This window comes from Altererythrobacter sp. MTPC7, assembly GCF_042851395.1.
Classification (GTDB): domain Bacteria; phylum Pseudomonadota; class Alphaproteobacteria; order Sphingomonadales; family Sphingomonadaceae; genus CAJXSN01.
This window is the reverse complement of the sequence record NZ_BTGS01000004.1, coordinates 164,109-176,136: the sequence shown is the minus strand read 5'-3', so window position 1 is coordinate 176,136 and position 12,028 is coordinate 164,109. Positions and strand designations below refer to the sequence as shown.

The following is a 12,028-nucleotide window of genomic DNA, read 5'->3' as shown; positions in this document are numbered from 1 at the left end:
ACAGCAAATCAAGGAGTACCCTCATGACAAAACGTGTTCTCATTCTCGCCACGGACGGTTTCGAACAGTCCGAACTGATGAAGCCGAAGGCCAATCTCGAAAACGCCGGGATCGAAACGACCGTCGTCAGCCTCGAATCCGGTGAAATCAAGGGTTGGGACAAGGATGACTGGGGCGACAGCGTCAAGGTCGACACGACTCTTGACGAGATCAGCAATTGCGAAGGGTACGATGCGCTGCTGCTGCCCGGTGGCCAGATCAACCCGGACGTCCTGCGCATCAACGAGCGCGCGGTCGCGCTGGTCAAGGATTTCGACATGGCGGGCAAGCCGATCGCCGCAATCTGTCACGCACCTTGGCTACTCGTCGAAGCAGACATCGTGAAGGGCAAGACCGTGACCAGCTGGCCGTCGGTTCGGACCGACCTCAAAAATGCCGGCGCAAATGTGGTCGACTCGGAAGTCGCACAGGATGGCAATCTCATCACCAGCCGCAATCCGGACGACATTCCGGCCTTCTCCGATGCCCTGATTGCGAGGGTCCAGGAGCGCGTCGAAGAAAACGCCTAACCCACTCGAAAAACTTAAGAAAGACGGGCTTCTCCGCGAAATGCTGAGGGGCCCGTTTTCTTTTTGACTTGCCTTCTTTTCCCGAATGTGTCCAAATTATGGCGCAATAATGGCGAGAAGGAGGCTAAAATGAGGCACATGCATAACGGACAGAAATTCCTCCTGGCAGGGGCGGCGGTGATGGCCGTCATGCTCTCGGGGTGTGACCAGGGTCCGGGGCGTGACGTTGCGGCGACAACCGATCGGTCCGAAATTGCTACGATGCAGGCAGAGGCGGATAGCGCGGCCGACATCGCCGCCGAGACCGGGCCTGAGATGACCGGGGCGGAAATGACCGATACGTCCCTGCCCGAGCTGGAACCCGTCCCGGAAAACCTCCCCCAGCTCGCCTACGATTACGACTACGGCTGGGCGCTGCCGGCCGAAGACATCGGCCCGCTCCAACGGACCCACGCCAATCTCTGCGAACAACAAGGCCCGGCAAGCTGCCAGATTACCGGGATGAGCAAGACGGGTGAGGAAGCCGAAGATGTTCGCGGCATCCTGGAAATGCGGGTCGCAGCGCGGCAGGCCCGGGCCTTCGGCGCCCTGCTGGAAGACGAGGCGGAAGACGCAGGCGCCGAACTCGTCTCGGCGGAAATTGCAGCCGAAGAGCTGAGCAAGCAGATCGTGGATACCGAAGCGCGGCTCCGGACCCGCGAGGCGCTTCGCGACCGCTTGAGCGAGGTCCTGCGAACCCGGCGCGGATCGATCGATGAACTGGTCGAGGCAGAGCGCAGCGTGGCGCAGGTGAACCAGGAAATCGATCAGGCTCGCAGCTGGCTGAAGCAAATGGAAGGCCGCGTCGCCTACAGCAAAGTAACGGTCCGCTACGAAACCGGCGCGCCCGTCACCAGTGATTTCCTGAAACCGGTCCAGGCGACACTCGGCTCGCTCGGCAGTATCATGGGCTGGGTGCTGGCAATCATGATCGTGCTGGGCGCCATCATCGCGCCCGTAGCGGGGTTCGTGTGGGCGGGCAGGAAGGTCAATCGCCGCTTCGCCTCCACTTCTTAAACATCACGGGAAGAAACTCCCGTACCCCCGCCGGACCTTTTGGCCGTATCGGTCATTGGGTCCGGCATGGGGTTCCTATCGCAAAGCATCGCCCGTTTTTTCATCATCTTCGGCCTCGCGCTCGGCGCTATCCCGGCTCTCGCACAGAGCGAGCGGGAAGTGGCACAGGGATCGGAGGCGTTCGTCTATGAAGTCGAGAAGCTCGACAATGCGACCGCGCCCGGCGTCACACCCCTCGATCTCAGTACGCCGATGGGGCCGCTAGAAAGCTTTATGGAAGCGGGACAGCAGAATGACTGGACGCGCGCGTCTGCGGCACTCGACCTCGCGAGTGTCGATACCCGCGCAAATGGCCGATCGGCGGAGGAACTGTCTGCACAGCTTTACGATCTGCTCCATCGGTCGATGACGATCGAATGGGCCAGCCTTCCCGATCGCCCCGACGCTGTCGATACCGAAACCAGTAGCAAGGACCCGATGGCCGGTACCGCGCGCCGATCACTCACCCTGAACAGCCTCGAACTGGCCGACCGAACCGTGCCCATCCGTATTGCCCGCGTTCGTGCACCGGGCGGGGAGCCGGTCTGGGTATTCAGCCGCCAGACCGTGGCCAACGTCCCTGCGCTATACAAGCAGCTCGGACCGACGAACTTCGAGCGCGCCTTGCCCGCGCCGCTACGCAAGCAGGCTTTCTGGACCCTCGCTTGGTGGGAAGTGATCGCCGTGCCCCTGATCCTGCTGGTATCGGCCTTTGCAGCCGCGCTGACATACCTGGCGATCAGGCGCTGGCGCCGCCGTGCGAGCGAAGACACGATGGTGAACGGCGTGCTGCGCGCCATTCACATACCTGCGACATTGCTTGCTTTCGCTGGCACCTTCGCGATCGTACGCACCGCCTTCCTGCGTTTGTCGGGACCGGTGAAGGATCTTCTGGATCCGCTGCAGCTCACGCTTGTCATTGCAGCGGTCCTGGGCATCACGCTCGCCGTGATCGAGGCCCTTTTCGATTTCGCGACCGACCGCAGGACGGATCAGCTGGAATCGCCGGACAATAACGAAGACCGCAATTTCTACACGAAAATGAGCGCAATCCGGCGTATCGTTACCGCGCTTCTGCTCCTGGCGGCCGTGGGCTTCCTGCTGGTGGCGAGCAACCTGTCGAGTACGCTGGGCTTTTCCATCATCGCTTCGGCCGGTGTGTTTGGCCTCGTTCTGGTTTTCGCCGCGCGGAAGATTTTGGGCGACATCATGGCGAGCATCCAGATCGCGTTCGCCCAGACCGCGAGGATAGGCGATGCGATCTATTACGGCGGGCAATGGTGCTATGTCGAAAAGATCGGCTTTACCCACCTGCGGCTTCGCACGTGGGACGAGCGACGAGTCATCGCTCCATTGAGCGACTTCACCGGCAACAGTTTCGAAAACTGGACCAAGCGCGATCCCAGCCTGATGGTCCATGTCGAGCTGGAACTGGACAACCGTGCGGACGTCGAGGCACTGCGCGCGCCATTCCGCGAATTCGTCGAAAGCGACAAGGACGTGATCGATCCCGACGATGCCGTTTGCGAAGTCGTCGGGCAGAATGCACAGGCGATGAAGGTTCGTTTCATGGCCCGCGCAAGCGATCCGAAATGCGGGTGGGAAATGCACTGCCGTCTGCGCGAGCATATGCTGGCGACGGCAGCCCGTTTGGATGCCGCATCATCCGGAGAACCTTCACCCGTTTACATCGTACGCGAGCGGGAATTCAGCATGAATGTCGATAGTGGATAACAAGCGCTTACGCGCGGATGCCGCTCAGCCTTCGCTCATGTCCCGCGCTTCTGCTGGGATTGCGACGGTCAGCCCGTCCAGCTCCTCTTCCAGCACGATCTGGCAGGCCAGGCGGCTGGTCGGGCGCACGCCGTAGGCCAGGTCCAGCATGTCCTCCTCTTCCTCGCTGGCATCGGGCAGGGCCGCGAACCAGTCCCTCTCCACGATGACATGACAGGTCGAGCAGGCCATCTGGCCTTCGCAGGTTCCCTCCAGCGGCATTCCTGCATCCTGCGCCACCGTGAGCAGCACATCGCCTTCGGCCGCTTCGGCCTCGACTAGCTCGCCCTGCGGGGTTTCGAACGTCACCTTCATTGCAATACCCCTTGCGAGCGTGCCGCATCGTTGATCTGCTTCGCCGCAGCTTCGAGATCGTCCATCGTCGTATATCGGCCGAAACCGAGGCGTATCGAATTTTTCGCCTGCTTGTCCGACAGGCCGATAGCCTTGAGCACATGGCTCGGACGGCCCGAACCGCTGGCACAGGCGGAACCTGCCGAGAACATTACCGTGCGGCATTCCGACATCAAGCGGTTCACGTCCAACCCCTTGCGCCGGATATTGAGGTTGCCGCGGTACCTTGCTTCCTCGCTGCCATTGATGTCCCAGCCATCGAACAGGTCGCGCGCCCGAGTCCACAGCTTCTCCACGTGGTCCATGTCGGCGGACATGCGCTCCTTTGCCTCGTGCGCTGCCGCGCCGAAACCGGCGCACAGTGCCGGGCTCAACGTGCCGGAACGAAGGCCGCTTTCCTGGCCGCCACCGGTCTGTACCTCGTCCAGCTCCAACCCGTTTCGTATCCAGAGCGCACCGATCCCCTTGGGCCCGTGCAGCTTGTGCGCGCTGACCGCGATCATGTCGGCGCCTGTAACTTCCATCTTACCGAAGGCCTGCACCACATCGCACAGATAAAGGGCGTTGCTCTCCTTCGCCTTGCGATGCCAGTCGACCGTGGGCTGGATCGTCCCGATCTCGTTATTCACCTGCATCACGGCGACCAGCCGCGTGTCGGCCGGCAGGTCCTGCTTCGTATTGCACTGCCCGTTCTTCGCGACATTGAGCTCGTGACACCTGCCGAGCGATTTCGCAGTGTCGAGCACGGCCGCATGCTCGATCGCGGAGACGGATATCGCGCCCTCGCCACCATCGCTGCCGCTCCGGTGCGACCGTGTGCCTCTCATCGCCAGATTGACCGCCTCGGTCGCGCCGCTGGTGAAGATCACCTTCCCGCCCGCCGGGAACAGCGCCGCCACACGGTCGCGGGCGAGTTCGATGGCGGCTGCCGCCTGCCGTCCCATCCGGTGCGGACTGTGGGGATTGCCGAAGCCTGCGCCGTCCGGCCCGTCCAGCCAGCGCAGCATGGCGTCGCGCGCTTCGGGCGCGAGCGGCGTCGTTGCCTGGTAATCAAGGTATATCATGCGGTGTCCGGTCGTTCAGGGCGTTGTCGTAGGGGGCGTGGTCACGAAGGGGCCGGATCTGTCAGCCCTTTGCCAGATCAAGCCATACCTCGCAGAAGCGTTCCACGTCGGCGCGCGTGGTGTTCCAGCCGAAACTGACGCGGATGGTGTTGGCGGCGACCCCTGGGTCGACCTGCATCGCCTCCAGCACGCGGCTCGTCTTCATCGTGCCGGAAGAGCAGGCACTGCCCTGCGACACGGCAATATCCGCCATGTCGAACCGCATGACCTGCGCCGTAGCGCTCATCCCCGGCATCGCAATGGCCCGAATATAGGGCGTGGGATCGGACAGGGCCTGCGAAAGCATGGTCCCGCCCGCCGCCACGCAGTCCCTGGCGAACCGTTCCAGGGGTTCCAGCACGTCTGCCGCAACGTAGGGCTCGCCAGCAACCTCCAGCGCGCCAGCCATCCCGAGCGCACCGGGTAGGTTCTCCGTTCCCCGGCGATAGCCGCGCTCGTGCCCGCCGCTCGGCTCGAGCATGGCGTAGTCCTTCACCAGCAAGGCTCCGATGCCGACGGGACCGCCGAACTTGTGCGCGGACACGATCGCCATGTCGCATGGCGGCAGCGTGAATTTGCCCGCGCCCTGCGCGCAATCGGCCAGCAGCAGGCCGCCCGCCTCCCCCACGATGCGCGAGATTTCGCTCAGGTCCTGTGCGTTGCCGGTCTCGGAATTGACCTGCTGGACCGCAACCAGCGGCTTCTCCCGCTGGACGGCCTCGGCAAGATTATCGATGTCGACGGCGCCATCGCCGCTTACCGGAAGCTGTTCTGCGTCAGGGGCCGCCTGCAGGATGCAATCGTGTTCCACCACGCTGACGAGGCGCGCGCCGGTCTTGGCACGGACCACCGCAAGGGCGGCCGCCTCGCTGGCGCCGCTGGTAAAAATGCACTCGCCCTGCCAGCCGAGCGCTGCCTTCGTCCGGTCCCGCGCATCTTCCAGCAGGCGCCGCGCGCTGCGCCCTTCCGCATGGGGACTGGAGGGATTGGCCCATTTCCCCAGCCCGTCCTCGACCGCCTTTCGCGCTTCGGGACGCAGGGGACTGGTTGCGGCATGGTCGAGATAGATACGATCGGAAATGACGACGGCTGCCTATGGTTAGCGCAATTGCGAAATGGCGTTTTGTCCCTATATAGCGCCCGTCCCCCTTGCGTCACCAGCGTGCGTTACTTGCGGGCTTAATTCCAGACTAGGTATTTGCATCCATGCCGTCAGTGATCTTTCCCGGCCCCGAAGGCCGTCTCGAAGGCCGTTTCTCTCCCCCGCCGCGTCCGCGCGCCCCTGTTGCCATGATCCTGCATCCGCACCCCGAGGGCGGCGGCACCATGAACGAACAGATCACGCAGCGCCTGTACAAGACGTTCGTCGATCGCGGCTTTGCGACCTTGCGTTTCAATTTCCGCGGCGTCGGTCGCAGCCAGGGCAGTTTCGACAACGGCATAGGCGAATTGTCCGACGCCGCTGCCGCTCTCGACTGGGTGCAGTCGATCCATGAAGAAGCGCAGGTGACATGGGTCGCCGGCGTCAGTTTCGGCGCGCTCATCGGAATGCAATTGCTGATGCGCCGCCCGGAGATTCGCGGCTTCCTGTCGATTGCCGCACCGGCAAGCATGTACGATTTTTCGTTCCTTGCGCCCTGCCCCGCCAGCGGCATCTTCGTGCATGGCGCGCAGGACACCGTCGTTCCGCCGCCTGCGGTCGGCAAACTGGTCGAGAAGCTGCGCACCCAGAAGCACATCACGATCCATCACGAGGAAATCCCGCGCGCAAACCACTTCTTCGAGAACGAACAGGCCGAACTGATGGCGTCGGTCGACAATTATCTCGATTTCCGGCTGGATCCGTCCTGCCCGATCAAGTGACGCGCTGAAGCGCAGTCATTGCCGCGACGGCATGAAAGGCGGCCCTCCACGGGGCCGCCTTTTTTTTGCGAGCTTCAAGGTACACTGACAATCATTGCCAAGGTCCTCTTATAAAACGCAATTCCTGTTGCCTCAAAATTGTAATGTTGTAACATTCAGTTTCTTGGGTGTCAGAAGCGGGAAGAACCCGCCGGCCGTCAGTAAGCGAGAGGAGAGCGCAATGTCCTACGTCAACCAACCCACTTCGGCCCGGCAAACCACGGCAATCAGCGGTGTGGTCATCGTCCATGCAGCCATCGGGCTGGCGCTGGTCACCGGGCTGGCCACGAATTTCGTACCGCAGGCTGACGACAAGCCACTGATTGTCGACGACATTCCGCTGCCGCCTCCCCCGCCGCGTGAAAAACCGCAGCCGCGCGACGAGACCCCGGCTCTGCCCGAGCCTGAACGCTACGTGCCGGATGCGCCCATCAATATTCCCGCACCGCGGCCCGATGTCAGTTCCACCAATATCATGCCCCTGCCCCGGCCCGCGCCCATCCCGGCCCCCGCACCGGCACCCATTCCGCAGCCTGCGCCTTCATTCGCCCCCGCACCGACGCCTTCGCCGACATTCGACGCGGTCGCCACGCGGCCGAGCAACGACCAGTCGCAATGGATCACGACGCAGGATTACCGCAGCAGCTGGATCAGGCGCGGTTACGAAGGCACCGCCGGCTTCCGCCTCGACGTTGCGGCCAACGGCCGCGTGACCGGATGCACGATTACCAGGTCCACCGGTCACGCTGCGCTCGACGAGGCGACCTGCGATCTCGCCACCCGCAGGGCCCGCTTCGAGGCCGCTCGCGATACGTCCGGGCATAAGACTGCGGGTTCGTTTACCAGCGCCGTTCGCTGGCAAATCCCGGACTGAGCCGGACGGGGATATCGTGACGGAAGGTGCGGCCCGGCGTTCAGGCGTCCGGCGCCGCATCATCCGGCAAAGCGCGCTCGCCCGCCGCGCGGTCCGCCGGCGAAATGCCATCGCCTGCGGGGACGGTCCAGATCAGGACGTTTGCAAGCAGCACGAGCGCCGCCACGATCATCAGTCCCGCCTGCTTCCGGACCCCGCGACGCCACAGAAGAACCGCACCGACGACAAGCGCAAAGACACCCAGCATGGCAATCGACAAGAATACGCTGGCCACGGGACATCTCCTGAAATTGAATACGCTTTTCCCGGCCGCCTGTCGCGGAACGAACCGGCATTCGAAACGCTGATTAGAGGAACGCGCGGCAATCCGCCGCAAGGCTCTTTCAGGGAGAATGTTTATGGGTATTTTCAGTTCGATCAAGAACGCGATCTTCGGCGATGACGACAAGAAGGCGGAGACTGCGCCCACTACGCCCACCACGGCGCCACCGCGTCCCGCTGCCACGCCCAGCACCCCTGCCCAGACATCGGCCCGCGTCGATGTGGTGAATGTGGAAAATCGCCTCGATTCCATGCCGGGTGCCGACCGGCTGAACTGGCGCACTTCCATCGTCGACCTGCTGAAGCTGATCGGCGTCGACCCGAGCTACGAAAACCGCAAGGCGCTCGCCACGGAGCTCGGACGCGAGGATTATTCGGGCAGCGCGGAAGACAATATCTGGCTGCACCGCAAGACGATGCAGGAACTGTCGCGCAATGGCGGCAAGGTTCCGGCAGAGTTTCTCGACTGATCCTTCAGTCGATTGACACGGGACATACTGCGGGGCCACCCTGCGCAGCATGAACCGGAAAACATATGACATCACGCGGCGCCAAGCCCTTTCCGGCCTTGGCGCCGCTGTCACGCTTGCCGCAATTCCCGCCTGTACGCGGAGCACGGTCGCGGCTGATACAGCGCCGCTCGCGGGTAGCGGCGATGCCATGGCCAAGGCGCTGCTCGAACAGGTGGGCTACAATTTGCTGAAGCACGAGCCGGAGCGCGCGACCGTGCTCGGCGTCGATACCGGCCAGTATGCCGGGCTCAGGAGCCGGTTGGAGGACCAGTCGCCGGCCGGGCAGCAGGCCTTTGCCGATACGCTGCGAGCCGACCTTGCGACCATCCGCGCGTTCCCGAAGGAAAGCCTGGGCGCGGAGGAGCGCACGAATCTGGAAGTCGTGGAAAGCGGATACGAGCTGGCGCTCGACGGGTTCGCCCTTCCCTATGGCGACACACCTGTCGGCAGCTGGCGAACCGCCCCCTATGTCGTGATCCAGAATGTCGGGACCTATCTCGACATGCCGCGCTTCATGGATTCGACCCACCCGCTGAAGACGGCGCAGGATGCCGATGCCTATCTCGCGCGGCTGGAGCAGCTACCGTCCGTTCTGGACGGAGAGCGGCAGCGAATGGAGGCCGCTCGGGGCCTCGGTGTCGTGCCGCCCGATTTCCTGCTGGAAAAAGCGGATTCGCAATTGAGCCGGACGCTTAGTGATGCCGTTTCGGGGGAATTGTTCGCCGCGCAGATGCGGATGAACCTTCGCGAGAACGGGCTGCCGGAACGCTACGCCGACGATGCAGAGACCCTGGTCCGCGGACCGGTGTCAGAGGCGCTGGAAAGCCAGCTTGCCGAACTGCGGATCGAAGCGCGGGAGGCGACCGGCGATCCCGGCATGCGCGAACGCCCCCATGGCGAGGAATGGTACGCGTGGGCCCTGCGCTCCAGCACCACGACGCGCCTGTCGGCAGATGACATTCACCGCCAGGGACTGGCCGAACTGGAAGAACTCCACGCCCGCATGGATCCCATCCTGCGCGAAATCGGATACACCACCGGCACTGTGGGAGAGCGGATGCAGGGCCTTTCCCGTGACCCGCGCTACCAGTTTGCGCAAGGCGATCCCGGTAGGGCCGAGATCATGGCGTTCATCGAGGAGCGGATCGACTGGATCCGCGGCCAGATGCCGCGCGCCTTCAACACGCTGGTCGATCCCAATCTGGAAGTGAAGCGCCTGCCGCTGGCAGAAGAACCGGGGGCGCCCGGCGCCTATGGCGGGGCGGGCAGCAAGGACGGGACCATACCGGGTCGCATGTGGATCAATTTGCGAACCACCGACCTGCATCGCAAATACGACCTTGCCGACCTGACCTATCACGAGACGATCCCCGGCCATGTCTGGGAGGGCGAATATTCCAACCGCTTGCCGCTGATACGGTCCATCCTCGCCTTCAATCCCTTCAGCGAAGGCTGGGCGCTTTACGGCGAGCAACTGGCAGACGAACTGGGCGCTTACGACGATTTCAAGGTCGGGCGCCTCGGCTATCTGCAATCGCTCGCCTTCCGGGCATGCCGCATGGTCGTCGATACCGGTCTGCATGCCAAGGGCTGGAGCCGGCAGCGCGCGGTCGATTTCTTCGTCCAGCGCAATGGTTCCAAGGCAGAGGAAGTCGCCAGCGAAGTCGACCGCTATTGCAGCTGGCCCGGACAGGCCACGGGGTACAAGCTGGGCCACAGCCAGATCGTGGCGCAGCGCGCACGGGCGGAGGCGGAACTCGGCGATGCCTACGACATGAAGGCGTTTAACGACGCCGTCATCCTGGGCGGCAATGCACCGCTCGACGTGATGGCAAAGAATGTCGGGCGCTATATCGATAATACTCGCAGCAGCTGATCCAGCCTCTGCACTGGAAAAACCGGTCTTCCTCCAGTATCCTGTCATCAAACGAGTAAATATCGGGGGCAATCTTGCGTATTCTGGCCGCGTTCATCGCTGCATTCACTCTGGCCGTGCCTGCAAGGGCCGAATGGTACGAAGCGTCGAGCGAACATTTCGTCGTCTATGCCGATGACAAGGCAGAGGATGTCGAAGAGTTCACGGTCATGCTCGAACGCTATCACGCGGCGCTCGAATTCCTGACCGGGCGCGACATTGCGACGCCAAGCCCTTCGAACCGGGTGACCATCTTCGCTGTCGGTAACCAGCGAAAAATCGCCAAGCTTGCAACGGGCAAGAGCAGCGCGAACATCGCCGGGTTCTACATCCCCCGCGCAGGGGCCAGCCGGGCCTTCGTGCAGGATATTCGTATCAGCCACCGCGAGATGCGCTTCTCGATGACGGTTCTGCTGCACGAATACGCCCACCATTTCCTGATCGGAGCCTCGCGTTTTTCGATGCCCGCCTGGCTTCGCGAAGGGTCGGCGGAATTCTTCGCCTCGGCCCGTTTTCCGAAGGATGGTTCCGTCCATATCGACCGACCCGCCTATCACCGCGCAGGCGATTTCGCCTATTCCGCCGATTACAGCGTCCGCGAATTGCTGGACCCGCGCACCAATCCCAACAATGGCGGTTTCTACGCGTGGTCCTGGGCGCTCTACCACCATCTGAATTTTGCCGATGGACGAGCAGGACAATTATCGGCCTATTGGCGCGCGCTCGCAGGCGGCTCGAACCCCTACCGCGCCGCCGAGGAAGCGTTCGGCGATCTCGACGTGCTGCAGAGCGAGCTGAACGCATCGCGCAAGAAGCGGATGGCCTCGTTCTACAATCTGAAGCCCGGTTCCCTGCCCATCGGGCCGGTCGCCATCAGGCGTGTCAGCGAAGGTCACGCAGAAGTGTTGCCGCTGGTCATCCAGTCCCAGCGCGGGGTCGACAGGGAGGAAGCGCTGGAATTGCTGCCAGAGATACAGGCGGTCGCCGCAGCCTATCCGGGCGACCCCTGGGTGTTGTCCGCGCTGGCAGAAGCAGAGCATGATGCCGGCAATTACGATGCCTCCATCGCGGCAGCAGACAAGGCGATCGCCAACAACCCGGCGGTCAAGAATGCCTATGTCCAGAAGGGATATTCAATGTTCGCGCTGGCAAGCGATGCCGAGGCCGATGCAATGGACGCCGCCTACGCCGATGCGATGCAGCCGTTCTCGGCGCTCAATGCGCTGGAAAATGATCATCCCCTGCCGCTGATCTTCTACTACCGCAGCTATACCGACAGGGGCGAGAGCCCCAGCGAACTGGCACGCACGGCTCTGGAACAAGCCGCCGCCCTCGCCCCCTTCGACCAGGGATTGTGGTTGCAGACTGCCATCATGCAGGGCCGCGAAGGCAAGGTCGAACTGGCGGGGCTCAGCCTGGCACCCATCGCGACGGACCCCCATGGCGGCAAGCGCGCAAAAGCAATTTCCATGGTGATCGCCGAACTCGAAAACCGGACCGAAGGCGAGCCCGTCGATATCCCGGAAATGATCGACGCGGCCTACGACATCATGGGCGGAAGCGTTTCGGCGCAGGTCGCGAGCGACGACTGACAAGCCGCGGCCCGGCGG

At 63.1% G+C, this 12,028-nt stretch carries 12 protein-coding genes; 8 read left to right on the top strand and 4 right to left on the bottom strand.

Translation table 11 applies throughout. From position 1 onward, the window contains the following. Positions 1-23: 23 nt before the first annotated feature. From ACGHJ7_RS05285 to ACGHJ7_RS05275, 3 genes are all read left to right on the top strand, one after another. Entirely contained in the window at positions 24-569 is a 546-nt protein-coding gene (locus tag ACGHJ7_RS05285) for a type 1 glutamine amidotransferase domain-containing protein (protein WP_390475105.1), read from the top strand. A 129-nt stretch (positions 570-698) separates the two neighbouring features. After that, a complete protein-coding gene (locus ACGHJ7_RS05280) occupies positions 699-1,625 on the top strand; it encodes a DUF4349 domain-containing protein (RefSeq protein WP_390475103.1) in 927 nt (308 codons plus the stop codon). Positions 1,626-1,691: 66 nt separating this feature from the next. Next, positions 1,692-3,398, top strand: a complete 1,707-nt coding sequence (locus ACGHJ7_RS05275) for a mechanosensitive ion channel family protein (RefSeq protein ID WP_390475101.1) — start codon at positions 1,692-1,694, stop codon at positions 3,396-3,398. A gap of 24 nt (positions 3,399-3,422) precedes the next feature. Here ACGHJ7_RS05275 and ACGHJ7_RS05270 read toward each other — a convergent pair whose 3' ends face one another. The 3 genes from ACGHJ7_RS05270 to ACGHJ7_RS05260 all read right to left on the bottom strand — a co-directional run bounded on the left by ACGHJ7_RS05270 (position 3,423) and on the right by ACGHJ7_RS05260 (position 5,963). Beyond that, positions 3,423-3,752, bottom strand: coding sequence for a 2Fe-2S iron-sulfur cluster-binding protein (locus ACGHJ7_RS05270; protein WP_390475099.1), 330 nt, complete (start codon positions 3,750-3,752; stop codon positions 3,423-3,425). Further along, positions 3,749-4,855 carry a cysteine desulfurase family protein gene (locus tag ACGHJ7_RS05265; protein ID WP_390475097.1) on the bottom strand — a complete coding sequence of 369 codons (1,107 nt, stop codon included), beginning with the start codon at positions 4,853-4,855 and terminating at the stop codon, positions 3,749-3,751. Before ACGHJ7_RS05265 ends, ACGHJ7_RS05270 begins: the two co-directional genes overlap by 4 nt. Positions 4,856-4,916: 61 nt before the next feature. Further along, positions 4,917-5,963 (bottom strand): cysteine desulfurase family protein, encoded by a 1,047-nt coding sequence (locus ACGHJ7_RS05260; RefSeq protein ID WP_390475206.1) that lies wholly within the window; start codon positions 5,961-5,963, stop codon positions 4,917-4,919. A 137-nt stretch (positions 5,964-6,100) separates the two neighbouring features. On the opposite strand from ACGHJ7_RS05260, the gene ACGHJ7_RS05255 reads away from it, so the two are divergent. Beyond that, entirely contained in the window at positions 6,101-6,757 is a 657-nt protein-coding gene (locus ACGHJ7_RS05255; RefSeq protein ID WP_390475095.1) for an alpha/beta hydrolase, read from the top strand. 220 nt (positions 6,758-6,977) lie between these two features. After that, positions 6,978-7,670 (top strand): TonB family protein, encoded by a 693-nt coding sequence (locus ACGHJ7_RS05250; RefSeq protein WP_390475093.1) that lies wholly within the window; start codon positions 6,978-6,980, stop codon positions 7,668-7,670. A 40-nt stretch (positions 7,671-7,710) separates the two neighbouring features. Here the strand turns inward: ACGHJ7_RS05250 and ACGHJ7_RS05245 are convergent, their stop codons facing one another. Beyond that, positions 7,711-7,944, bottom strand: a complete 234-nt coding sequence (locus tag ACGHJ7_RS05245) for a hypothetical protein (RefSeq protein ID WP_390475091.1) — start codon at positions 7,942-7,944, stop codon at positions 7,711-7,713. Positions 7,945-8,068: 124 nt separating this feature from the next. Between ACGHJ7_RS05245 and ACGHJ7_RS05240 the strand changes: the two genes are divergently transcribed. The 3 genes from ACGHJ7_RS05240 (at position 8,069) to ACGHJ7_RS05230 (ending at position 12,010) form a co-directional block, all read left to right on the top strand. Beyond that, entirely contained in the window at positions 8,069-8,461 is a 393-nt protein-coding gene (locus tag ACGHJ7_RS05240; protein ID WP_390475089.1) for a DUF3597 domain-containing protein, read from the top strand. A 49-nt stretch (positions 8,462-8,510) separates the two neighbouring features. Further along, complete coding sequence (locus tag ACGHJ7_RS05235; RefSeq protein ID WP_390475088.1) at positions 8,511-10,379, top strand: DUF885 domain-containing protein; 1,869 nt, start codon at positions 8,511-8,513, stop codon at positions 10,377-10,379. Between the two features lie 74 nt (positions 10,380-10,453). Further along, positions 10,454-12,010, top strand: coding sequence for a hypothetical protein (locus tag ACGHJ7_RS05230; RefSeq protein WP_390475086.1), 1,557 nt, complete (start codon positions 10,454-10,456; stop codon positions 12,008-12,010). The last annotated feature ends 18 nt before the right edge of the window (positions 12,011-12,028 follow it).

Coding starts and splice junctions, on each gene's coding strand:
- ACGHJ7_RS05285 (WP_390475105.1), top strand. CDS start 24: ATGACAAAACGTGTTCTCATTCTCGCCACGGACGGTTTCGAACAGTCC.
- ACGHJ7_RS05280 (WP_390475103.1), top strand. CDS start 699: ATGAGGCACATGCATAACGGACAGAAATTCCTCCTGGCAGGGGCGGCG.
- ACGHJ7_RS05275 (WP_390475101.1), top strand. CDS start 1,692: ATGGGGTTCCTATCGCAAAGCATCGCCCGTTTTTTCATCATCTTCGGC.
- ACGHJ7_RS05270 (WP_390475099.1), bottom strand. CDS start 3,752: ATGAAGGTGACGTTCGAAACCCCGCAGGGCGAGCTAGTCGAGGCCGAA.
- ACGHJ7_RS05265 (WP_390475097.1), bottom strand. CDS start 4,855: ATGATATACCTTGATTACCAGGCAACGACGCCGCTCGCGCCCGAAGCG.
- ACGHJ7_RS05255 (WP_390475095.1), top strand. CDS start 6,101: ATGCCGTCAGTGATCTTTCCCGGCCCCGAAGGCCGTCTCGAAGGCCGT.
- ACGHJ7_RS05250 (WP_390475093.1), top strand. CDS start 6,978: ATGTCCTACGTCAACCAACCCACTTCGGCCCGGCAAACCACGGCAATC.
- ACGHJ7_RS05240 (WP_390475089.1), top strand. CDS start 8,069: ATGGGTATTTTCAGTTCGATCAAGAACGCGATCTTCGGCGATGACGAC.
- ACGHJ7_RS05235 (WP_390475088.1), top strand. CDS start 8,511: ATGAACCGGAAAACATATGACATCACGCGGCGCCAAGCCCTTTCCGGC.